20 protein-coding genes and 1 tRNA gene are annotated in these 20,825 nt (G+C 63.3%); 15 read left to right on the forward strand and 6 right to left on the reverse strand.

Annotated features, from left to right (window positions below):
* Positions 1-6: 6 nt before the first annotated feature.
* Positions 7-1,164 (reverse strand): S1C family serine protease, encoded by a 1,158-nt coding sequence (locus ACEN8I_RS06355; protein WP_413327483.1) that lies wholly within the window; start codon positions 1,162-1,164, stop codon positions 7-9.
* Between the two features lie 134 nt (positions 1,165-1,298).
* Here ACEN8I_RS06355 and ACEN8I_RS06360 point away from each other — a divergent pair, with 134 nt between their 5' ends.
* On the forward strand, positions 1,299-2,060 hold the full coding sequence (locus tag ACEN8I_RS06360) for a Nif3-like dinuclear metal center hexameric protein (protein ID WP_413327484.1): 762 nt from the start codon (positions 1,299-1,301) through the stop codon (positions 2,058-2,060).
* 30 nt (positions 2,061-2,090) lie between these two features.
* On the opposite strand, the gene ACEN8I_RS06365 is transcribed toward ACEN8I_RS06360, so the two are convergent.
* Positions 2,091-3,440 carry a hypothetical protein gene (locus ACEN8I_RS06365; protein ID WP_413327485.1) on the reverse strand — a complete coding sequence of 450 codons (1,350 nt, stop codon included), beginning with the start codon at positions 3,438-3,440 and terminating at the stop codon, positions 2,091-2,093.
* Positions 3,441-3,656: 216 nt separating this feature from the next.
* Here ACEN8I_RS06365 and pdxA point away from each other — a divergent pair, with 216 nt between their 5' ends.
* The gene (pdxA, locus tag ACEN8I_RS06370) at positions 3,657-4,694 is read left to right on the forward strand and encodes a 4-hydroxythreonine-4-phosphate dehydrogenase PdxA (RefSeq protein WP_413327486.1); all 1,038 of its coding nucleotides are present in this window, start codon (positions 3,657-3,659) and stop codon (positions 4,692-4,694) included.
* Between the two features lie 15 nt (positions 4,695-4,709).
* Here pdxA and mscL read toward each other — a convergent pair whose 3' ends face one another.
* Positions 4,710-5,132, reverse strand: coding sequence for a large conductance mechanosensitive channel protein MscL (mscL, locus tag ACEN8I_RS06375; RefSeq protein ID WP_007868086.1), 423 nt, complete (start codon positions 5,130-5,132; stop codon positions 4,710-4,712).
* A 252-nt stretch (positions 5,133-5,384) separates the two neighbouring features.
* On the opposite strand from mscL, the gene petA reads away from it, so the two are divergent.
* The 6 genes from petA (at position 5,385) to ACEN8I_RS06405 (ending at position 9,830) form a co-directional block, all read left to right on the forward strand.
* Positions 5,385-6,020: a ubiquinol-cytochrome c reductase iron-sulfur subunit gene (gene petA / locus ACEN8I_RS06380; RefSeq protein WP_413327487.1), complete on the forward strand. Its 636-nt coding sequence runs from the start codon at positions 5,385-5,387 to the stop codon at positions 6,018-6,020.
* 115 nt (positions 6,021-6,135) lie between these two features.
* Positions 6,136-7,677: a cytochrome b gene (locus ACEN8I_RS06385; protein WP_413327488.1), complete on the forward strand. Its 1,542-nt coding sequence runs from the start codon at positions 6,136-6,138 to the stop codon at positions 7,675-7,677.
* A 16-nt stretch (positions 7,678-7,693) separates the two neighbouring features.
* Positions 7,694-8,449 carry a cytochrome c1 gene (locus tag ACEN8I_RS06390; protein WP_413327489.1) on the forward strand — a complete coding sequence of 252 codons (756 nt, stop codon included), beginning with the start codon at positions 7,694-7,696 and terminating at the stop codon, positions 8,447-8,449.
* 88 nt (positions 8,450-8,537) lie between these two features.
* Positions 8,538-9,149: a glutathione S-transferase N-terminal domain-containing protein gene (locus ACEN8I_RS06395; protein ID WP_007868077.1), complete on the forward strand. Its 612-nt coding sequence runs from the start codon at positions 8,538-8,540 to the stop codon at positions 9,147-9,149.
* Between the two features lie 42 nt (positions 9,150-9,191).
* Positions 9,192-9,743: a ClpXP protease specificity-enhancing factor gene (locus ACEN8I_RS06400; RefSeq protein ID WP_413327490.1), complete on the forward strand. Its 552-nt coding sequence runs from the start codon at positions 9,192-9,194 to the stop codon at positions 9,741-9,743.
* 11 nt (positions 9,744-9,754) lie between these two features.
* Positions 9,755-9,830: transfer RNA gene (locus tag ACEN8I_RS06405), tRNA-Thr, on the forward strand.
* A 122-nt stretch (positions 9,831-9,952) separates the two neighbouring features.
* On the opposite strand, the gene ACEN8I_RS06410 is transcribed toward ACEN8I_RS06405, so the two are convergent.
* On the reverse strand, positions 9,953-10,270 hold the full coding sequence (locus ACEN8I_RS06410) for a hypothetical protein (RefSeq protein ID WP_413327491.1): 318 nt from the start codon (positions 10,268-10,270) through the stop codon (positions 9,953-9,955).
* A 50-nt stretch (positions 10,271-10,320) separates the two neighbouring features.
* Here ACEN8I_RS06410 and ACEN8I_RS06415 point away from each other — a divergent pair, with 50 nt between their 5' ends.
* The 5 genes from ACEN8I_RS06415 (at position 10,321) to ACEN8I_RS06435 (ending at position 17,021) form a co-directional block, all read left to right on the forward strand.
* Positions 10,321-11,307, forward strand: coding sequence for a M23 family metallopeptidase (locus ACEN8I_RS06415; RefSeq protein ID WP_413327492.1), 987 nt, complete (start codon positions 10,321-10,323; stop codon positions 11,305-11,307).
* Between the two features lie 213 nt (positions 11,308-11,520).
* On the forward strand, positions 11,521-14,286 hold the full coding sequence (gene secA, locus ACEN8I_RS06420; protein ID WP_413327493.1) for a preprotein translocase subunit SecA: 2,766 nt from the start codon (positions 11,521-11,523) through the stop codon (positions 14,284-14,286).
* A gap of 54 nt (positions 14,287-14,340) precedes the next feature.
* Positions 14,341-15,582 (forward strand): bifunctional glutamate N-acetyltransferase/amino-acid acetyltransferase ArgJ, encoded by a 1,242-nt coding sequence (argJ, locus tag ACEN8I_RS06425; protein ID WP_413327494.1) that lies wholly within the window; start codon positions 14,341-14,343, stop codon positions 15,580-15,582.
* Between the two features lie 6 nt (positions 15,583-15,588).
* Positions 15,589-16,563, forward strand: a complete 975-nt coding sequence (locus ACEN8I_RS06430) for an ATP-binding protein (protein WP_413327495.1) — start codon at positions 15,589-15,591, stop codon at positions 16,561-16,563.
* A complete protein-coding gene (locus tag ACEN8I_RS06435; RefSeq protein ID WP_413327496.1) occupies positions 16,560-17,021 on the forward strand; it encodes an NUDIX domain-containing protein in 462 nt (153 codons plus the stop codon). Before ACEN8I_RS06430 ends, ACEN8I_RS06435 begins: the two co-directional genes overlap by 4 nt.
* 17 nt (positions 17,022-17,038) lie before the next feature.
* Here the strand turns inward: ACEN8I_RS06435 and ACEN8I_RS06440 are convergent, their stop codons facing one another.
* A complete protein-coding gene (locus ACEN8I_RS06440; protein ID WP_413327497.1) occupies positions 17,039-17,722 on the reverse strand; it encodes a lytic transglycosylase domain-containing protein in 684 nt (227 codons plus the stop codon).
* Positions 17,723-17,729: 7 nt separating this feature from the next.
* Positions 17,730-19,469, reverse strand: coding sequence for a proline--tRNA ligase (locus tag ACEN8I_RS06445; RefSeq protein ID WP_413327498.1), 1,740 nt, complete (start codon positions 19,467-19,469; stop codon positions 17,730-17,732).
* Positions 19,470-19,592: 123 nt separating this feature from the next.
* Here ACEN8I_RS06445 and ACEN8I_RS06450 point away from each other — a divergent pair, with 123 nt between their 5' ends.
* Both ACEN8I_RS06450 and ACEN8I_RS06455 read left to right on the forward strand, forming a co-directional pair.
* Entirely contained in the window at positions 19,593-20,294 is a 702-nt protein-coding gene (locus ACEN8I_RS06450) for an RNA pyrophosphohydrolase (RefSeq protein WP_413327499.1), read from the forward strand.
* Positions 20,291-20,812 (forward strand): CNP1-like family protein, encoded by a 522-nt coding sequence (locus ACEN8I_RS06455; protein WP_413327500.1) that lies wholly within the window; start codon positions 20,291-20,293, stop codon positions 20,810-20,812. The genes ACEN8I_RS06450 and ACEN8I_RS06455 overlap by 4 nt, the downstream gene beginning before the upstream one ends.
* Positions 20,813-20,825: the final 13 nt, after the last annotated feature.

Raw genomic sequence — 20,825 nt, forward strand, 5'->3', positions numbered from 1 at the left:
CGGCTCCTAGCGCTGCTGCGCCTTGGGCCGCTGGCGTTTGCCGGGCGTGACGGCGATCTCGGTCTGCTTGTCCTTTCGCAGCACAGTCAGCGGTGCGGGGGTGCCGGGCTTGAGGGCCGCCACGGCGGTCAGCAGCTGGCTCACGTTGCGCACGACCTTGCCGTCCACCGCGGTGATCACGTCGCCGGGCTGTATGCCGGCCTGCGCGGCCGGGCCGTTTTGCAGTACGCCAGTGATGATGACGCCGCCGTCCTTGGCCGCCGCAGGCTTGAGGCCGAAGGTTTCGGCAAGCTCGGGATTCAGGTCCTGCGGCTCCACGCCTATCCAGCCGCGCGTGACCTGGCCGTCCTTCACGATGCCTTCAAGCACCTGCTTGGCTGTAGACACCGGAATCGCGAAGCCTATGCCCATGGAGCCGCCCGAGCGCGAGTAGATCGCGGTGTTGATGCCCATCAGGTGGCCGTTCACGTCAACCAGGGCGCCGCCAGAGTTGCCTGGGTTGATGGCCGCGTCGGTCTGGATGAAGTTTTCAAAGGTGTTGATGCCCAGCTGGTTGCGCCCCAGCGCGCTCACGATGCCGCCGGTGACGGTCTGGCCCACGCCGAAGGGGTTGCCGATGGCCATCACCGGGTCGCCCACCTGCAGGGCGTCGGAATTGCCCAGCACGATGACGGGCAGCTTGTCCAGGTCGATCTTGAGGATGGCCAGGTCGGTGTCGGGGTCCGTGCCTATGACCTGGGCCTTGGCCTTGCGCGTGTCGTTGAGGATGACCTCGATGTCGTCGGCGCCCTCGACCACATGGTTGTTGGTCAGTATGTAGCCGCTGGCGCTGATGATGACGCCGCTGCCCAGCCCGCCCTGCGGTTCGTTGGGGCTCTGGTCGCCGAAGAAAAACTTGAACCACGGGTCTTCGGCGTGCGGGTTCGTGGCGGCGGCCTTGCTGGTGTTGATGCTGACGACGGCCGCGGAAGCCAGTTTGGCGGCCGAGGCAAAACCGCCGGCGGCGCCCGGGCTGCGCGGCGCGCTGCCGGCCGGCGCCTCAATCACGGAGACGCCGGGCGTGTTGCCGCGATCCAGCCATTGGGGCTTGAGCGTGGCCACGACGAAGTAAGCCGCCAGCAGGACGGTGACAGCTTGGGAAAACAGGAGCCAGGTACGCTTCATGAATGAGGGAGGTCAGCAAAAAATGTCAAAAGCCGCGCGGGAGCTTGCGCCGCAAGCCCCTATTGTCCCTCAGCTCCTGCGGGCGCCCAAGGCAAGGGCTTTTACCCCGGGCGCTCGCCTGAGACAATCCCCTCATGAGCACCACACGACAGGACTTGCTGCAGGCCTTTGACGCGCTTTTGCAGCCCGCGCGATTCAAGGACTACGGCCCCAACGGCCTGCAGGTCGAGGGCCGGCCCGAGGTTCGCAAAATCGTTTCCGGCGTCACCGCCAGCCTGGCCTTGATAGAGGCGGCTGTTGCCGCGCGGGCTGACGCCATTTTTGTGCACCACGGCCTGTTCTGGCGCGGCCAGGACGGTCGCGTCACGGGCTGGATGAAACAGCGCCTGGCGTTGCTGTTGGCGCACGACATCAACCTCTTTGCCTACCACCTGCCGCTGGACGCGCATTCCGAACTGGGCAACAACGCGCAACTGGGCCTGCAACTGGGCCTGGCTGCCAGCGCGCGCTTCGGTGAGCAGGATCTGGGCTTTATCGGCGGGCGCGGCGATGGCGGCCACTTTGTCGACAGCGGCGCGCTGGCGGCCCATGTGCAGCAGATCCTGAAGCGGCCCGTGGTCCAGGCCGGGCCGTCGCAAAAAAACATCCGGAACATCGCCTGGTGCACGGGAGGCGCGCAGGGCTACTTCGAGTCGGCGATCGCCGCGGGCGCCGATGCCTTCATCACGGGTGAGATTTCCGAGCCGCAAGCCCATTACGCGCGCGAGATGGGCGTGGCCTTTATCGCCTGCGGTCACCATGCCTCCGAACGCTACGGCGCGCCGGCGGTGGCGGGGCAGGTTGCGGCCCAACTGGGCCTGGCCCACGAATTCATCGACATCGACAACCCGGCCTGAGACTGGCCTGGCCTGGCGGGCCTCCCCGGTTCAAGCCGGCTTGTGGCGCGGCCTGCCCGTACGAGGCGTTTTGCCGGCGCTTTTCGGGGACTTCGGATTTTTGGGCTGCGAGGGTTCTGCAGGCACGGAGTTGCGCAGGGCATGCCAGCTGGAGCCCAGGTCCGCGTGCTCGACCGGTACGGCGGTGTGGCTCTCCGGGTCCAGCATTGCCGCCCGGGAGCGCATCGCGCGCGCGGCTTGCGCCACCGACTGCGCCTCATGCAGCAGCTGGTCCACGTCCTTGCCCGCAGCCGACAGGTGGACAATGCCGACGGCGATGTCGGGTGTGACCCGTATGCGCCGCCCGTTCAGCGAGCGCAAGTCCAGTGGCCGGCGCAGGCTGGAGGCCACGCGCAGGCCCAGTGTGCGTATCCAGCGCGGTGAATGCATGGTTTCCAGCAGCACCACAAAACACCGGTCGTAATAACGGCCGGCCGGGTTGACGGCGCCGGTATGGCGCTGCATGCGGCGCGCCAGCTGGATGTAGAGGTCGTTGAGGCCGGCCTGGCCGATCAGCGGCAACAGGCGTTCGGGCTCGAACAGCAGAACGGCCATCAGCGCGCCGTCGCGCCGGGTGCGCTGGCGGCGCTGCTGCGCTCCTATGATTTTTCGCACCATGGCCACGCCGTCGTAGAGCTGGGTGATAGGGTCGCGGCGCGACACCTCGCCCTGCCTCATCTGCCGGATATGGTGGTTGCGCAGCCACAGCATCGCGGCGGTAATGACCACGCTGAGCAGAGCCGCCAGCGCGACGCCGGCCTGCAGCAGCAGCGGCGGCCGGCTGGTGTTCAGCGCCAATCCGTAGAGGCCGATCTGCGCCGGCAGGGTTAGAAGGCAGCCCAAGGCCAAGCCCCATGCCATCCTGTCACCCAACTGTGTGGCGCGCACCGAAAGCCAAAGCACCACCGACAGGTTGGAGATCGCCAGCGCCCCGGAAACCGGCAGGCGCCATTCAGGGGCGAGCAGCAGGCACAGTGGCACGCCCGCCAGGCACACCAGGGTCATCGCCAGCAGGCTGACTGTCATCAGGTGGTCGCGCTGGTGGGCCGACAGCCATTTGCTGGCGCCGTAGCTGCCCATGGCCGCGCACAGCGGCCCGGCCAGAAACTGCGCCGTGGTCAGTTCTTCATGCGCGCCCGGCCAGATGGCGGCGGGCAGGCCGCTCAGCAGCAGCACCACCGCCCAGCACAGGGTCAGGTAGGCCAGCGTTTGCGAGGCGGCGCGCGTGCGGCTGTAAAAGGCGTCGGCCAGGGCCAGCACCACTACCAGACCCAGCGCGCCGGCGGCCGCGCTCCACAGCATCATGTCCGCGTCGGGCATCAGGGGGTGCAGGGTATTCATGGCTGGCTCAGCGCCGCGCAAGGGCCTGCCGGCCGCCGCGCTGTGGTTTGCGCCAAAATACCCCAAGAATGCATCTGCCCGAACCCCTCGTGTTTTTTGGCCTGTCGCGGTCTCGTGCTGAGCGCGGGCCTACCCATTTTTTCGCGATTATGGTCCCACCGTCCGCAAAATGCACTTTGCCGTTTGAATTTGCCCTGCTGTGGCGAGGGCTGCGTTGTGGCTAAGCCGCTGCTCATCACCATGGGCGATGCGGCTGGCATAGGCCCGGAAATCATCGCCAAGGCTTTTCGCGAAGCGCCCGCCGACCTGGCCGGCTGCGCCGTGGTCGGGGATGTGGTCACGCTGCGTCGCGCCGCCGCGCTGCTGGCATCCCCGCTGGCATTGCCGGTGGCGCAACTGGGCAACCTGGCCGAGTTGGCAGGCGTGCCGCCGCGGTGCATTCCGGTGCTGCAGCAATGCGCACTGCCGGGCTTTGTGCCTTATGGGCAGGTCAGCGGCGTGGCTGGCCAGGCTGCGGCCGACTGTATCGTCTGGGCGGCCCGCCGCGTGCTGGCCGGCGAGGCTGCCGCGCTGGTAACCGCCCCCATCCACAAGGAGGCCCTGGCCGCCGCCGGCGGCTGGGCGGCCCAATTTCCGGGTCACACGGAAATGCTGCAGGCCGAAGCTGCCGCTTTTTTAGGCAAGCCCGTGGACGAAGTGCCGGTGCGCATGATGCTGGCCAATGAGGAGCTGCGTACCGTGCTGGTGAGCATTCACATGTCGCTCAGGCAGGCCATCGAAGCCGTGACCTTCGACAACGTGCTGCAAACCCTGCGCATCACACACGCCGCCGTGGGCGCCGGCCTGGGACGCGCGCCGCGCATCGCGGTGGCGGGGCTCAATCCCCATGCCGGCGAAGGCGGGCTGTTCGGCAGCGAAGAGCAGGCCATCATCGCCCCCGCCATTGTCACGGCGCGCACGGAGGGCCTGGATGTGAGCGGCCCCTTCGCGCCTGACACGGTGTTCATGCGGGCTCGCCAGGCCACCGGCAAGCCAGGCGAGTTCGACGTGGTGGTAGCGATGTACCACGACCAGGGACTGATCCCGGTCAAGTACCTGGGGGTGGAGCAGGGCGTCAACGTCACGCTGGGCTTGCCGCTGGTTCGCACCAGCCCCGACCACGGGACGGCCTTTGATATCGCGGGCAGTGGGTGTGCCGACGCTTGCAGCCTGCTGGCCGCCGTGCGCATGGCGCACCGGCTTGCGGCTTGCTGACGCGGCCCGGCTTGCTTATTTCTTGAGGCTGTCGCGGATCTCGCGCAGCAGCGCGATGTCTTCAGGCGGCGCGGCGGGGGCGGGCGCCGGCTGGTCGCGCTTGAGCCGGTTGATCTGCTTGACCATCAGGAAAATGATGAAGGCCAGGATGATGAAGTTGACCGCGACGGTGATGAAGTTGCCGTAAGCGAAGACCGGCACGCCCGCCTTCTTCAGCGCGTCCAGCGTGGTGGCCGTGCCCGGCGGCACCGTTCCCAGCACCACGAAGAGGTTGGAAAAATCCAGTTTGCCGAAGAGGGCGCCGACCAGGGGAAGGATCAGGTCGCTGACGACCGAGTCCACGATCTTGCCGAAAGCCGCGCCAATGATCACGCCGACCGCCAGGTCGATCACATTGCCCTTGACGGCGAATTCCTTGAATTCCTGCATCATTCCCATGAAGTTTCTCCTCTTGTTTTGGACGAAACATTATCAAGGCTGGGCCTGCCGGTGCGGCCTGCGCACGGGCCTGGCTTGAAACAAAGTATGTGCAATCCGGCCTGTGCTTAAAAAACAGGCAATCTCCCGGCTGCGGGGAGGGCCCGGGCCACCGGGATGCGGCCCTTCGCCTTGAAAAACGACGTCGCGCTCCGCTACAATCGCGGGTTGACCCCACTAAGCCTATTTCAAGCCAGTTCTTGAAGGACTCTCATGACCCAAGCAAGCGAAGCAAGCGTGAATGGCGCGCCCCACGGCGCTCCCGTAGATAAAGATAAAAGAAACTGGCTGGTGACCACCTGCGCGGTGGGCGGCGTAGGCGCCATCGCCACCGCTGTTCCCTTTGTCAGCACCTTCCAGCCCTCCGAAAAAGCCAAAGCCGCCGGCGCTGCCGTCGAAGTCGATATTTCCGACGTCAAGCCCGGTGAAAAAATCACGGTGGAATGGCGCGGCAAGCCGGTCTGGATCATCAAGCGCACGCCCGCGCAGCTCGCCGAGCTCCCCAAGGTCGATGCCTTGCTGGCCGACCCCAAGTCCGAGCGCAAGCCCGACGAACTGACCCCTGTTTACGCCCGCAACGAAAACCGCTCCATCAAGCCCGAGACGCTGGTGGTGGTCGGCATCTGCTCGCACCTGGGCTGCTCGCCTTCCGACAAGTTCCAGCCCGGCGCGCAGCCTTCGCTGCCCGACGACTGGGCCGGCGGCTTCCTGTGCCCTTGCCACGGTTCGACCTTCGACATGGCCGGCCGCGTCTACAAGAACAAGCCAGCGCCCGACAATCTCGAAGTTCCTCCGCACATGTACCTGTCAGACACCCGGTTGCTGATTGGTGAAGACAAGAAGGCCTGAAGGCGCTTCAATCCCCGAGCTCCTTCACAAGACCCTGCAGCCAGCGCCAGATACACGCCGTCCAGACGCACGTATCCGGCGCTTGCCAAAGAACCCCACCGAACCAGGATCAGTTATGGCTGAATTCAAAGAAATTTCCCCCGATGCCCCGCTCGCCGCCAAGGCGATGAACTGGGTCGACAACCGGTTTCCCGCCAGCAAGCTCTACAAAGAGCACATGAGCGAGTACTACGCACCGAAGAACTTCAACTTCTGGTACATCTTCGGCTCGCTGGCCATGCTGGTGCTGGTCATCCAGATCGTGACCGGTATTTTCCTGACGATGAACTACAAGCCCGATGCCGCCCTGGCTTTCGGCTCCGTTGAATACATCATGCGCGACGTGCCCTGGGGCTGGCTGATCCGCTACATGCACTCGACCGGCGCTTCGGCCTTCTTCGTCGTGGTTTACCTGCACATGTTCCGCGGCCTGCTCTACGGCAGCTACCGCAAGCCGCGCGAACTGGTCTGGATTTTCGGCTGCGCGATTTTCCTGTGCCTGATGGCCGAAGCGTTCATGGGCTACCTGCTGCCCTGGGGCCAGATGAGCTACTGGGGTGCCCAGGTGATCGTCAACCTGTTCGCCGCGATTCCTTTCATCGGCCCCGACCTGGCGCTGCTGATCCGCGGCGACTACGTGGTGGGCGACGCCACGCTGAACCGCTTCTTCGCCTTCCACGTGATCGCCGTGCCGCTGGTGCTGCTGGGCCTGGTGGCCGCGCACATCATCGCGCTGCATGAAGTCGGCTCCAACAACCCGGACGGCGTCGAGATCAAGGGCCCGAACGCGCCCAAGGATGCGCAAGGCCACCCGCTGGACGGCATTCCCTTCCACCCCTACTACACGGTGCACGACATTTTCGGCGTGAGCGTCTTCCTGATGATCTTCTCGGCGATCATCTTCTTCGCTCCCGAGTTCGGCGGCTACTTCCTCGAATACAACAACTTCATTCCGGCTGACCCGCTGAAGACGCCGGCGCACATCGCCCCGGTCTGGTACTTCACGCCTTACTACTCGATGCTGCGCGCCATCACCGGTGAAATGGCCGGTGCGTTGGGCATCATCGTGATCGCCGCCGCCGTGCTGGCAAGCCGCAAGCTCTCCGGCATTTTCAAGCCGGCGGTGTTGGTCATTGCCGTAGGCACGGCGCTGCTTCTCGGCCTGCTGCCTTCCATCGCCAATTGGATTGGCCTGGTGGTGCCATCGGCCGGCGCCGGCATCGCTCAGGGTTTGAATGCACTTGCCGCGCCATTGGCCGGTGTGCCTTTCCTGGGTGATGTCTGGAACATGCTGATCAAGGGGATCGATGCCAAGTTCTGGGGTGTTGTGGTGATGGGTGGTGCGGTCATCATCCTGTTCTTCCTGCCTTGGCTGGACCACAGCCCTGTGAAGTCGATACGCTACCGTCCCGATTGGCACAAATACCTGTACGGTATCTTTGTCGTCAATTTCCTGGTGCTCGGTTATTTGGGCGTGCAACCGCCGTCAGGCATCGGCGAGCGCGTGTCCCAGCTTGGTACCTTGTTCTATTTTGGTTTCTTCCTTTTGATGCCATGGTGGAGCAGCCAAGGCATATCCAAAACGCCGCCTGACCGTCCTGTTTTTCACGGTCACTAAGCAGGAGATAACAACAATGAAAAAACTGATTTTTTCCCTGATCGCGGCCCTCGGCCTGGTTGCCGGTGCACACGCTTCCGAAGGCGGTATCAGCTGGGACAAAGCCCCGGATAAAACCAACGACCTGGGCTCCCTGCAAAACGGCGCCAAGCTGTTCGTCAACTATTGCCTGAACTGCCATTCCGCTTCCTTCATGCGCTTTAACCGCCTGAAAGACATCGGTCTGACCGAAAAGGAAATCAAGGACAACCTGCTGTTCACCACTGAAAAAGTGGGCGACACCATGAAGTCCGCGATCGACCCCAAACAGGCCAAGGAATGGTTCGGCGGCAATCCCCCCGACCTCACCGTGATCGCGCGTTCGCGCTCCGGCCATGGTGGCACCGGTGCCGACTACCTCTACACCTACCTGCGCACCTATTACCGTGACGAAACCAAGGCCACGGGCTGGAACAACCTCGCTTTCCCCAGCGTTGCCATGCCGCATGTGCTCTGGGAACTGCAGGGCACGCGCACGCCGGTGTATGAAGAAAAAGAAGAGCACGGCCACAAGGTCGCAGTCTTCAAGGGCTGGCAGCAGCTCACCCCCGGCACCATGACGCCGCTGCAGTACGACCAGGCCATGGGTGACCTTGTGGGTTACCTGCAGTGGATGGGCGAGCCGGCCCAGAATACCCGCATCCGCGTTGGCGTCTGGGTGTTGATTTTCCTTCTCGGCTTGACCTTCGTCGCCTGGCGCCTGAATGCGGCGTTCTGGAAAGACGTCAAGTAATTTTTTCGCCGGGGCCTTGTTCCCGGCACCTTCTGGAGTGGATGCTTTTTATATGTATCCACTCCTTTGCATTTAGGAGTTCCGCACCATGATGGTCCTTTATTCAGGCACAACCTGCCCCTTCTCGCACCGCTGCCGCTTTGTGCTGTTTGAAAAAGGTATGGACTTCGAAATCCGCGACGTCGACCTGTACAACAAGCCCGAAGACATCAATGTGATGAATCCCTACGGCCAGGTGCCCATCCTGGTCGAGCGCGACCTGATCCTGTATGAGTCGAATATCATCAACGAATACATCGACGAGCGCTTCCCGCACCCGCAACTGATGCCCGGTGACCCGGTCGACCGCGCGCGCGTTCGCCTGTTTTTGCTGAACTTCGAAAAAGAGCTGTTCGTCCATGTCAGCACGCTGGAATCGCGCGCGTCCAAGGGCAATGAAAAAGCGCTGGAAAAGGCCCGCTCGCACATCCGCGACCGCCTGACGCAGCTCGCGCCCATCTTCCTGAAGAACAAGTTCATGCTGGGCGACAATTTCTCCATGCTGGACGTGGCGATCGCCCCCTTGCTGTGGCGCCTGGATTACTACGACATCGACCTGTCGAAGAATGCCGCGCCGCTGCTCAAGTATGCGGAACGCATTTTCTCGCGCCCGGCTTATATCGAAGCACTGACGCCGTCCGAAAAAGTGATGCGGAAATAATCCACGGATTCGATTTCCCGGACAAGCAGCTTGGCTGAATTCATGAACGCCCTGGATGCCACGTCGACGCGACCCTATCTGATTAGGGCGCTCTATGAATGGTGCACCGACAACGGTTTCACGCCCTATGTGGCCGTGTCGGTGGATGACACCGTGCAGGTGCCTCGCGAGTATGTGAAAAACAATGAGATCGTGCTCAACATCAGCTTTGACGCGACCTCGTCGCTCAAGCTGGGCAATGATTTCATCGAGTTCAAGGCCCGTTTTGCAGGTAGTGCCCGGGAAATCATGGTGCCCATCAGCCATGTGATCGCCATCTATGCCCGTGAAAACGGTCAGGGAATGGCGTTTCCCATGGCTGCGCCTGCCGCAGGCCCGGCTTCCGGCGCTGAGGCGGGCATTGACGCCGGCCTGACGGCTCCCACCGTGCCGCCAGCTCCCGCTACGGCGCAGCACAGCCCGGCGGACGGGCCTGAAAGCAAGATCATGCAACTGGTGCCGGACAGCGTGCCCGATGCGGAAGACGGCGGCCCTGACAGCCCTGAACCTCCCAAGCCGCCGCGTGCGCGGCCTTCGCTGAAACGGGTCAAGTAAAATCTCCTTGTGCCGCTTTAGCTCAGTTGGTAGAGCAACCGCCTTGTAAGCGGTAGGTCGTCAGTTCGATTCCGACAAGCGGCACCATTTCCCCAGTATCCTTGCCTTCCCCATGCAACATGGGTACCATACGCTACCAATTTTGTAGCGAGCCACCAGGCGGGGCTTTATCTTTCATGCTGCTTGCCGTTACTTGAAGAGCTGGCTTACTACTTTTTGCTTATTAGGATCTTGAGTCGGATTGAGGTAACCTTCCAACCCTTGCCTATAAGGCGGGCTTGGATCAAGGGGAGTAGCTGGCGGATTTTGGCAGCGGCGGCGTTGCCGCTGACCAGCAGGCACCAGGTTTCGCCGTCTATGGGCCCGGCCTGAACTGCGGGGCGCAGGGCTTCGGGCAGCAGCGGTTCAATGGCCTTGAGCCTGTCGCTGGATTCCCGGACGAGTTCAGTCAGCCGCGCCAGGGAGGGCGAATTCCCGGCGGCCTGGTAAGCAGAGAGCGCCTGCGGAAGGCGCCGGTCGGAAGTCATGATGAACGGTGCGCCGCCTGATGAGCGCAAGCTTTTAAAGAGGTAGACAAGTGCATTTGATTATCACGGATGCGTGGCTGGCGAAAAGCCGGGCCATTTACTTAAGCGGGACAAAACTGGTTCTTGCAGGTTTTGTCGCCGCGCTGGCGCTCATGCTTGTGGCTGCGGGCCTCTACCACTGGGTGTTTCTCAAGGGTGCCCGCGAAGGCTGGCCGGTCGTAGGCTCGCTGGTCAAGCTCATGGTCAAGGACGAATTCGACCAGCGCGACCGTTTCATGCGTGAAAACCTCGACGTGATGGCCAAGCGGGTCGGCGAAATGCAGGCCAAAATGATGCAGCTCGAGGCGCTTGGCGAGCGAGTGTCGGGACTGGCCGGTGTCAATCCCAACGACATCAAGGTCACGCCCGGCCGCGGCGGCGCGCTGGTGGCAGGCCCTTCGCTCACGATGCAGGAACTGCAGGCCACCCTGGCGGACCTGGACAAACTCACCGACCAGCGGGTCGACCTCATGACCGTGATGGAGTCGCGCCTCTTTGACCAGAAGATCAAAAAAATGATGGTCCCCACCCAGGAGCCGGTCGCCGGAGGCAACCTCGGTTCACCCTTCGGCTGGCGTATAGACCCCATGAACGGCCGCTCGGCGCTGCACACCGGGCTCGATTTCCCGTCGGAGCCGGGCACGCCCATCCTGGCCGCCGCGGGCGGTGTTGTCGTCACGCAGGAATACCACCCGGCCTACGGCAATATGGTGGAAGTCGACCACGGCAATGAACTTGTCACGCGTTATGCCCACGCTTCCCGCGTGCTGGTCAAAAAGGGCGACCTGGTCAAACGCGGCCAGAAGATCGCCGAAGTCGGTACCACCGGCCGGTCCACAGGCCCACACCTGCATTTCGAGGTGCTGGTGCAGGGCGTTTTCCAGGATCCGCAGAAATTCCTGACCGCGGGGCAAAAACTGCCCGGGCCCATGGTGGCGTCGGCTGGCGCGCGATCCCCCGCGCCTGTGCAGGCGGCACAGCTGCCACGCCCTCATTAGGCAGCGCGCGTCTGCCGTGCGTGCGGGCATGGCTTTTCATTCCTGACGACGGTTTTATCTCGGGCGGCCGTGCGGCTCCCTTGGCAGCGCTAAAATCAGAGGTTTGGGCCCAGTTGAACTCACTGATGGCGCCCACACCTAGGTTCCGTACTCAATAAGGGATTTCGGCCGCATTGCCAGCTCACGGGGAGCGGTCAAGGCGGCCTCGCATTTATGGCTTCCAACATCCTGACCAAAATTTTCGGCAGCCGCAACGACAGGCTGCTCAAAACCTACCGCAAAACCGTAGAACGCATCAATGCGCTGGAAACCCAGTACGAAAAGCTTGACGACGACCAGCTTCGCGCTAAAACCCAGGAGTTCAAGGACCGGGTAGCCGCGGGCGAAGAACTCGATGCGATTCTTCCCGAGGCATTCGCGGTGGTGCGGGAAGGCAGCAAGCGTGTCATGAAGATGCGCCACTTCGACGTGCAGATGCTGGGCGGCATGTCGCTGCACAACGGCAAGATTTCCGAAATGCGCACCGGCGAGGGCAAGACCCTGACCGCCACGCTGCCGGTCTACCTCAATGCCCTGACCGGCAAGGGCGTGCACGTGGTGACGGTCAATGATTACCTGGCCAGCCGCGACGCGCGCTGGATGGGCAAGCTCTACAACTTCCTGGGCCTGACGGTGGGCATCAACCTGCCGAACATGTCGCGCGAGGAAAAGCAGGCCGCCTACGGCTCCGACATCACTTACGGCACCAACAACGAGTACGGTTTCGACTACCTGCGCGACAACATGGTCTACGAAGTGGCGGACCGCGTGCAGCGCGGCCTGAACTACGCCATCGTTGACGAGGTGGACTCCATCCTGATTGACGAGGCGCGCACGCCGCTCATCATCAGCGGCCAGGCCGAAGACCATACCGACATGTATCTGGCGATGAACAAGGTCGTCCCGATGCTGACGCGCCAGGAGGGCGAAGCCGATCCGCGCACCGGCGAGGGCGTGACCAAGCCCGGCGACTTCACCATCGACGAGAAAAGCCATCAGGTGTTCCTGACCGAGCAGGGCCACGAGAACGCCGAGCGCCTGCTGTTCAACCTGGGCCTGATCCCCGAGGGCGCCACGTTGTACGACCCGGCCAACATTTCGCTGATGCACCACCTGTATGCGGCCCTGCGCGCCAACCTGCTGTACCACCGCGACCAGCATTACGTGGTGCAGGACGGCGAAGTCGTGATCGTTGACGAGTTCACCGGCCGCCTGATGTCGGGCCGCCGCTGGAGCGATGGGCTGCACCAGGCGGTCGAAGCCAAGGAAGGCGTGCAGATCCAGGCCGAGAACCAGACCCTGGCGTCCATCACCTTCCAGAACTATTTCCGCCTCTACACCAAGCTGGCCGGCATGACCGGGACCGCCGACACCGAGGCTTACGAGTTCCAGGAGATTTACGGCCTCGAAACCACGGTGATCCCGCCCAACCGCGTGAGCCGCCGCGACGACCAGCTCGACCGCGTCTATAAAACGACACGCGAAAAATACGAGGCCGCCATCAAGGACATCCGCGAGTGCTACGAGCGCGGCCAGCCCGTGCTGGTCGGCACGACCTCGATCGAAAACTCCGAGATCATCGACCAATTGCTGATCAAGGAAGACCTGCCGCACCAGGTGCTCAATGCCAAGCAGCATGCCCGCGAGGCCGACATCATCGCGCAGGCGGGCCGCCCGAAAATGATCACCATCGCCACCAACATGGCCGGCCGCGGCACCGACATCGTGCTGGGCGGCAACGTTGAAAAACTGATTGAAGCGGTTGAAGCCGACGAAGCGTTGGACGCCGCCGCCAAGGAAGCGGAAATCGCCCGTCTGCGCGAGGCCTGGAAGCAGGAGCATGAACAGGTCACGGCACTGGGCGGCTTGCGCATCATCGCGACCGAGCGCCACGAATCGCGCCGTATCGACAACCAGCTGCGCGGCCGTTCCGGCCGCCAGGGCGATCCCGGTTCGTCGCGCTTCTACCTGAGCCTGGACGACCCGCTGATGCGCATCTTCGCGGGCGACCGCGTAAAGGCCATCATGGAGCGCCTGAAGATGCCCGACGGCGAGGCCATCGAAGCGGGCATCGTCACCCGCAGCATCGAGTCGGCCCAGCGCAAGGTCGAGGCGCGCAACTTCGACATCCGCAAACAGCTGCTCGAATACGACGACGTCGCCAACGACCAGCGCAAGGTGATCTACCAGCAGCGCAACGACATCATGGACGCCGCCAGCCTGCAGGCGCAGATCGCCTCGCTGCGCGAAGGCTGCTTCACCGACCTGGCGCGGCAGTATGTGCCCGCTGAAAGCGTTGAGGAGCAGTGGGACATCGCAAGCCTTGAAAACGTGTTGCGTGAAGAATGGCAGATTGAACTGCCGCTGCGCAAGGAAGTGGAAGCCGCCACGGCCATCACCGATGAAGAAGTGGTCGAGAAGGTCATCGCGGCCGCCAACGCCGCCTTCGCCGACAAGGTTGAAAAAATCGGCGAAGAAAACTTTACGCAGTTCGAGCGCGTGGTCCTGCTGCAGAGCATCGACAGCCATTGGCGCGAGCACCTGAGCGCCCTCGACTACCTGCGTCAGGGCATACACCTGCGTGGCTATGCCCAGAAGCAGCCCAAGCAGGAATACAAGCGCGAGGCTTTCGAACTCTTCGGCCAGCTCCTCGACAGCGTGAAGAACGAAGTTACCAAGGTCCTGATGACGGTCAAGATCCAGTCGGGCGAACAGCTCGAACAGGCGGCCGAGGAAATGGAAAGCCGCGCTGAAAACATCGCCAACGTCACCTACACGGCGCCCACCGAAACCGGCGGCGTGGAAACGACGGTGGACGAGGAGTCCCAGCGCCGCGCACCGGCCGTGCCGGTCGGCGACGTGCCCCGCGTGGGCCGCAACGACCCGTGCCCCTGCGGCTCGGGGAAAAAATACAAGAACTGCCACGGCCAGCTGAACTGAGCGCCGGCGCCGGCTGAACGTCTTCCAACCCCCACTGGTTTTCCGGAGTCAACCATGCCCGTCAATCTGGTCGCTACACCCGCTGCGGACCTTTACCCTGTGCCCGGCGTACGCTGGGGTATTACCGAAGCAGGCATACGCAAGGCCAACCGCAAGGACCTTTCCGTGCTGCTGCTCGATGAGGGCGCATCGGTAGGAGCGGTCTTCACGCAGAACCGCTTTTGCGCGGCGCCCGTGCAGATCTGTCGCGAACACCTCGCGAAAAACAGCGGCATGACGGCGGGCATACGTGCCATGGTCATCAACACCGGCAATGCCAATGCCGGCACCGGCGACGACGGCCTGAGCCGCGCGCACGCCACTTGCATCGCGCTGGCCCGCCTGCTGGAACTCGCGCCCGAGCAGGTCCTGCCGTTTTCCACCGGGGTGATCATGGAGCCCCTGCCCAACGACCGCATTGCGGCTGGCCTGCCTGCCGCGCTGGCCGACGCGAAAGAAAACAACTGGGGCAATGCGGCCGAAGCCATCATGACCACCGACACGGTGGCCAAGGCTTTTTCCAAACGCATCAAGATCGCGGGCGCTGAAGTCACCATCACCGGCATCAGCAAGGGCGCCGGCATGATACGGCCCAATATGGCCACCATGCTGGGTTTCCTGGCGACGAACGCCTGCGTGGCCCAGCCGCTCATGGCCCAGCTGGCCAGGGAACTGGCCGAGGGCTCGTTCAACCGTGTGACGGTGGACGGCGATACCTCTACCAACGACTCCTTTGTGGTGGTCGCCACCAACAAGGCCGCCCATGCGCCCGTGACCTCGCTGGACAGCGCTGAAGGGCAGGCCTTGCGCACCGCTATGCTGGACATCGCCCGGCAGCTGGCGCAAGCCATCGTGCGTGACGGCGAAGGCGCCACCAAGTTCATGACCATCCAGGTCGAAGGCGGCAAGACTGGCGAGGAGTGCCGCAAGGTGGCTTACGCGATCGCCCATTCGCCACTGGTGAAAACCGCCTTCTTCGCCAGCGACCCCAACCTCGGCCGCATCCTCGCGGCCGTCGGTTATGCCGGCATTGAGGACCTGGACCAGACCAAAATCGATTTGTACCTCGATGAGGTGCTGGTGGCCAAGAACGGCGGCCGCCATCCCGGCTACGTCGAGGCCGACGGCCAGCGCGTGATGAAACAAAGCGAGATCACGGTGCGCGTGGTGCTGGGCCGCGGCACGGCAAGCGACACCGTCTGGACCTGTGATTTTTCCTACGACTACGTCAAGATCAACGCCGACTACAGAAGCTGAACCCGCATGAACGAGCAGTTTGAGCGCCTGATCGCCCGCGTCGAATCCCTGATGGCGCGGATCGAATCCGTGCTGCCGCAGCCGCTGGCCGCGCCGGACTGGACTGCCTCGATCGCCTACCGCTACCGCAAGCGCAGTTCCGGCCACGGCTCGCTGGAGCCGGTCCGGCACATCGGCAATATGCGCCTGGGCGACCTCAAGGAAATCGAGGACCAGAAGGAAAAGATCAAACGCAACACCGAGCAGTTTGTGCTGGGCAAGCCTGCCAACAACGTGCTGCTGACGGGCGCGCGCGGCACTGGAAAGTCCTCGCTGATCAAGGCCTGCCTCAATGAATATTCCTCGCGCGGACTGCGCCTGATTGAAGTCGACAAGGCCGACCTGACCGACCTGCCGGACATCGTCGATGTGGTGTCCGGCCTGCCTGAGAAATTCATCGTCTTTTGCGACGACCTGAGTTTTGAGGAAGGCGAGCCGGGCTACAAGGCGCTCAAATCCATCCTGGACGGATCCGTAGCGGCGGCCACGCCCAATGTGCTGATCTACGCCACCAGCAACCGGCGCCACCTGCTGCCGGAGTACATGACCGAAAACCTTACCTACACCCACGGGGACGATGGTGAGGTGCATCCCGGCGAGGTCGTCGAAGAGAAGATTTCGCTGTCCGAACGTTTCGGCCTCTGGGTCAGTTTTTACCCTTTCAGCCAGGACGAATACCTGACCATCGTCGCGCAGTGGCTGTCGTCCTTCGGCGTAGGCCAGGATGCGATTGCCGCGGCAAAACCGGCGTCCCTGGTCTGGGCGCTGGAACGGGGCTCGCGCAGCGGCCGCGTGGCCTACCAGTTTGCCCGAGACTACGCCGGTCGCGACACGGCCAGCCGGCCTGTGGCGGCAGCGCCCATAGCGGCCTACGAGCGGCCGGGCGTTTCCGCCGCCGCCTCGCCCGAGCAGGCCGACCAGGCCCCAGACCACTCGACATGAGCGTGCTGGTTGCCGACGGTGAACGGCCGCGCGAGGGTGGCGCGGACCGGAAGGTGGTGGATGTCGCGGTGGGTGTCCTGATCCGCCCCGACGGCGACTTCCTGCTGACTTCCCGCCCGCCCGGCAAGGTCTACGAAGGCTACTGGGAATTTCCGGGTGGCAAACTGGAGCGGGGCGAAAGCGTCGAAGCCGCGCTGCGCCGCGAATTGCAGGAAGAAATCGGCGTGACCATAGGCGCGGTCCATCCCTGGAGGGTCGAGATGGTCGACTACCCGCACGCGCTGGTGCGCCTGAACTTCTGCAAGGTGTTCGAGTGGGCCGGCGAACTCCAGATGCATGAGGGCCAGTCTTTTGCTTGGCAGTCGCTGCCGGTCATCGTGCAGCCCGTCTTGCCGGGCACGGTGCCGGTGCTGGCCTGGTTTGCCGAAGAACGTGGTTTCGCCGGCGCGACCTGCTGAGTTTTCTCGCCGTTTCGTCAGGGCCGATCAGCGGCAAACACCCAATTTTTGCTGGCACCCAGCACCGCATCGGGATAGGGTGACTTCCCGCGTGAGCCGTTGTAGCGCCCCAGCCCCATAAAAAGGTCGCCGCGCTCCCTGTCCAGGTAGTGGCGCAGGATCACGCAGCCAAAGCGCAGGTTGGTTTGCATGTGAAAGAGCTTGCCCGGATCACCGTCCCCGATCACGCGTGTCCAGAAGGGCATGACCTGCATGTAGCCGCGCGCCCCCACGTTGCTGACCGCGAACTTGCGGAAGTTGCTCTCGACCTGGATCAGGCCCAGCACCAGCGTGGTGTCCAGGCCGGCGCGCTTGCTTTCGTACCAGACGGTTTGCAAAAACTCCTTGCGGACCTGGAATTCGGGTTTTTTCTTTTTGAGGCGGTCGCTCATGGCGCCCAGCCAGCGCAGGTAGGCGAGGCGGCTTTCCGTGTCCTTGAATTCGGGCACGGGAGGCGCCTGGTTGGCGATGGCCGAACTCAGCGCGGTGCGCACCGAGTCCATCAGCGGCTCTTCAATTTGCGCGCCGGCATGCGCCCGCCCGGCCAGCAGCAGCGGGCTGCAGGCCAGGGGCAAGGCCAGGCAACTTCGCCGGGACAGGCCTTGCGCCTTTGCCGGGGCACCACCGGATGCGAACATGGTCAATGAGCGCAGGGAAGCCATGGAAAACTCAAAGCGCCAGCTTTCCCTTGAGGAAGTCGAAGGCGGTTGCCACGTCGATCTTGCTGGAAGCCGCGTCGCGGCGGTGCTGGTATTCGAGCTGGCCGTCCTTGAGGCCGCGGTCGCCTATGGTGACACGGTGCGGCACGCCGATCAATTCCCAGTCGGCGAACATGGCGCCGGGTCGCTCGCCCCGGTCGTCCAGGATCACGTCCACGCCGGCTGCGAGCAACTCGCCATAAAGCTTGTTCGCGGCGGCTTCGACCTCGGGAAAGCGGTCGGGGCTGATGGGGCACAGCACCACGGTAAAAGGCGCGATGGCGTCAGGCCAGATGATGCCGCGCTCGTCGTGGTTCTGCTCGATGGCTGCGGCCGGCAGGCGTGTGATGCCTATGCCGTAGCAGCCCATCTCCATGAACTGCGGCTTGCCGTTTTCGCCCAGAAAGGTGGCGTTCATGGCCCGGCTGTATTTGGTGCCGAGGTAGAACACATGGCCGATCTCGATGCCGCGCTCTATCGCCAACGCGCCTTTGCCGTCCGGCGACGGGTCGCCGGCCACCACGTTTCGCAGGTCCACCACCAGCTCGGGTTCGGGCAGGTCACGGCCCCAGTTGACGCCGGTCATGTGGAAATCGACTTCATTGGCGCCGCACACCCAGTCGGCCAGCGCCGCGGCTTCGCGGTCCACCACCAGCTTGACGGGCTTTTTCAGGTTCAGCGGGCCGAGGTAACCCGGCTTGCAGCCGAAATGGTCTTCGATCTCGGGCAGGGTCGCGAAGCGGAAATCCGCCAGGCCCGGCACCTTGCCGACCTTGACTTCGTTCATCTCGTGGTCGCCGCGCAGCAGCAGCAGCCAGACCTGCGATTTGACGGGCTTGCCCGCCTCGTCGAGTTCGTCGGTGGCCAGCACCAGCGACTTGACGGTGGTGTTCAGCGGGATGCCCAGCAACTCGGCCACATCGGCGCAGGTCGCCTTGCCGGGGGTCGGTGTTTTGGCCATGGCCTGCGATGCCGGCTTACGTGCACCTGGCGGTAGCGCCTCGGCTTTTTCCATGTTGGCGGCGTAGTCGCTGCCGGGGCAGTAGACGATGGCGTCCTCGCCGGTCGCGGCGATCACCTGGAATTCCTCGCTGAGGTCGCCGCCGATGGCGCCGCTGTCGGCGGCCACCGCGCGGTAACTCAGGCCGAAGCGGTCAAAAATCCTGCGGTAGGCGGCCGCCATGACCTGGTAGCTGGCTTTGGCGCCGGCCTGGTCCCGGTCGAAGCTGTAGGCGTCCTTCATGATGAACTCGCGCCCGCGCATCAGGCCAAAGCGCGGCCGGCGCTCGTCGCGGAATTTGGTCTGGATCTGATACAGGTTCTTCGGCAGCTGCTTGTAGCTCTTGATGTCCTGGCGCATCACGTCGGTGACGACTTCTTCGCTGGTCGGCTGGACCACGAAGTCGCGGCCATGGCGGTCCTTGATGCGCAGCAGCTCGGGGCCCATTTTTTCAAAGCGGCCGGTTTCCTGCCAGAGCTCGGCCGGCTGGATCACCGGCATGGTCATTTCCACGGCGCCGGCACGGTTCATTTCCTCGCGCACGATGGCTTCGACCTTGCGGATCACGCGCAGGCCCATGGGCATGTAGTTGTAAACGCCGGCGCCCAGTTTCTTGATCATGCCGGCCCGCATCATGAGCTGGTGGCTGACGACCTCCGCGTCGGCGGGGGCTTCCTTGAGGGTGGAAATGAAGAACTGGGAGGCTTTCATGGGCGGTTTTCAGGGATTCCGGGGTTGGAAATGGGGGAAAAGGTGCTGCAGCCCGCCGTGCGCTTGGCGCTGGGGCCTTCGCTGTGCATAATGGACTCAGTTTAAAAAATTTGAGGTTTGATTATGCTTGACCGGGACGGCTTTAGGCCCAACGTCGGCATCATCTTGCTCAACCAGAGAAGTCAGGTATTTTGGGGCAAACGTATCCGTACCCACTCGTGGCAGTTTCCGCAGGGTGGCATTGATCGGGGCGAAAATCCCGAGCAGGCCATGTACCGCGAGTTGCATGAAGAAGTGGGGCTGTTGCCGCAGCATGTGAATGTGCTGGCCCGAACCCGAGACTGGTTGCGCTATGAGGTGCCTGACCGGTTCATCCGCCGCGATGCGCGCGGACATTACAAAGGCCAGAAGCAAATCTGGTTTCTCCTTCAGCTGGTCGGCCACGACTGGGACCTGAACCTGCGTGCTACCGACCATCCCGAATTCGATGCCTGGCGCTGGAACGACTACTGGGTGCCGCTGGACGTGGTGGTCGAGTTCAAGCGCGGCGTCTATGAAATGGCGCTGACCGAGCTCGCAAGGTTTGTTCCGCGCGTGGACAACCGTGCCGAGCCGCGTCCCGACCATCGCAACCGCTATCTTCGCGGCGGCCTGCACCAGCGCGACCACTCGAACCCACCCGGCGAAGCCGGATTCCATGCCCCGGGCGAGTCTTTGCACGCCCAGATCAGGCCGGGCGCCTCTTTTGAATTGCCGCCGGGCGCCACCTTTGAACCCGATCCGCAAACCAGTCTGGGCGCGGATCCCACCAACACAAAACCATGAAATTCAAATGGGCCTTTTTGGCCACCTTCTTCCTGATGGCGCTTAACGCCTCGGGTTCGGCGCACGCCCAGTCGTACGCACTGGAGGATCCAGCCGACTGGAAGGAAATCGAGACGCCGCCACCTCCGGCGTTTGATATCAAGAAGCTGATCACCTTCGAGGTCTCGCCCAATTCCCAGCTGGTCTATGGTGTGGACCCGGCGACCATCAGCATTTCCCCGAAAGACGGGATCGTGCGCTATGTCATGGTGGCGTCCAATGCCAGCGGTGCCAGCAATGTGATGTACGAAGGCATACGCTGCACCACCGGCGAATTCAAGACCTATGCCCGCTATTCACCGGACGGAAAGTGGACCAACGTGAGCAATCCGGAATGGCGTTCACTGTTTGAAAACATGCCGTCCAAACATGCCTTGCGCTTCGCCCGGGCCGGCGCCTGCGACAGCGCGGCGCCCGCGACTTCGGTCGATACGCTGGTCCGGCGCTTGAAGAACCAGAACTTCAGGATGGTCGAATAAGGCCAGACGGTCC

This window comes from Polaromonas sp. CT11-55 (assembly GCF_047303325.1).
Lineage (GTDB): Bacteria > Pseudomonadota > Gammaproteobacteria > Burkholderiales > Burkholderiaceae_C > Polaromonas.

Coding starts and splice junctions, on each gene's coding strand:
- ACEN8I_RS06395 (WP_007868077.1), top strand. CDS start 8,538: ATGATGGTCCTTTATTCAGGCACAACCTGCCCCTTCTCGCACCGCTGC.
- ACEN8I_RS06360 (WP_413327484.1), top strand. CDS start 1,299: ATGAGCACCACACGACAGGACTTGCTGCAGGCCTTTGACGCGCTTTTG.
- ACEN8I_RS06390 (WP_413327489.1), top strand. CDS start 7,694: ATGAAAAAACTGATTTTTTCCCTGATCGCGGCCCTCGGCCTGGTTGCC.
- ACEN8I_RS06355 (WP_413327483.1), bottom strand. CDS start 1,164: ATGAAGCGTACCTGGCTCCTGTTTTCCCAAGCTGTCACCGTCCTGCTG.
- ACEN8I_RS06365 (WP_413327485.1), bottom strand. CDS start 3,440: ATGAATACCCTGCACCCCCTGATGCCCGACGCGGACATGATGCTGTGG.
- ACEN8I_RS06455 (WP_413327500.1), top strand. CDS start 20,291: ATGAAATTCAAATGGGCCTTTTTGGCCACCTTCTTCCTGATGGCGCTT.
- ACEN8I_RS06440 (WP_413327497.1), bottom strand. CDS start 17,722: ATGGCTTCCCTGCGCTCATTGACCATGTTCGCATCCGGTGGTGCCCCG.
- mscL (WP_007868086.1), bottom strand. CDS start 5,132: ATGGGAATGATGCAGGAATTCAAGGAATTCGCCGTCAAGGGCAATGTG.
- argJ (WP_413327494.1), top strand. CDS start 14,341: ATGCCCGTCAATCTGGTCGCTACACCCGCTGCGGACCTTTACCCTGTG.
- ACEN8I_RS06410 (WP_413327491.1), bottom strand. CDS start 10,270: ATGACTTCCGACCGGCGCCTTCCGCAGGCGCTCTCTGCTTACCAGGCC.
- petA (WP_413327487.1), top strand. CDS start 5,385: ATGACCCAAGCAAGCGAAGCAAGCGTGAATGGCGCGCCCCACGGCGCT.
- ACEN8I_RS06385 (WP_413327488.1), top strand. CDS start 6,136: ATGGCTGAATTCAAAGAAATTTCCCCCGATGCCCCGCTCGCCGCCAAG.
- secA (WP_413327493.1), top strand. CDS start 11,521: ATGGCTTCCAACATCCTGACCAAAATTTTCGGCAGCCGCAACGACAGG.
- ACEN8I_RS06400 (WP_413327490.1), top strand. CDS start 9,192: ATGAACGCCCTGGATGCCACGTCGACGCGACCCTATCTGATTAGGGCG.
- ACEN8I_RS06450 (WP_413327499.1), top strand. CDS start 19,593: ATGCTTGACCGGGACGGCTTTAGGCCCAACGTCGGCATCATCTTGCTC.
- ACEN8I_RS06445 (WP_413327498.1), bottom strand. CDS start 19,469: ATGAAAGCCTCCCAGTTCTTCATTTCCACCCTCAAGGAAGCCCCCGCC.
- ACEN8I_RS06435 (WP_413327496.1), top strand. CDS start 16,560: ATGAGCGTGCTGGTTGCCGACGGTGAACGGCCGCGCGAGGGTGGCGCG.
- ACEN8I_RS06430 (WP_413327495.1), top strand. CDS start 15,589: ATGAACGAGCAGTTTGAGCGCCTGATCGCCCGCGTCGAATCCCTGATG.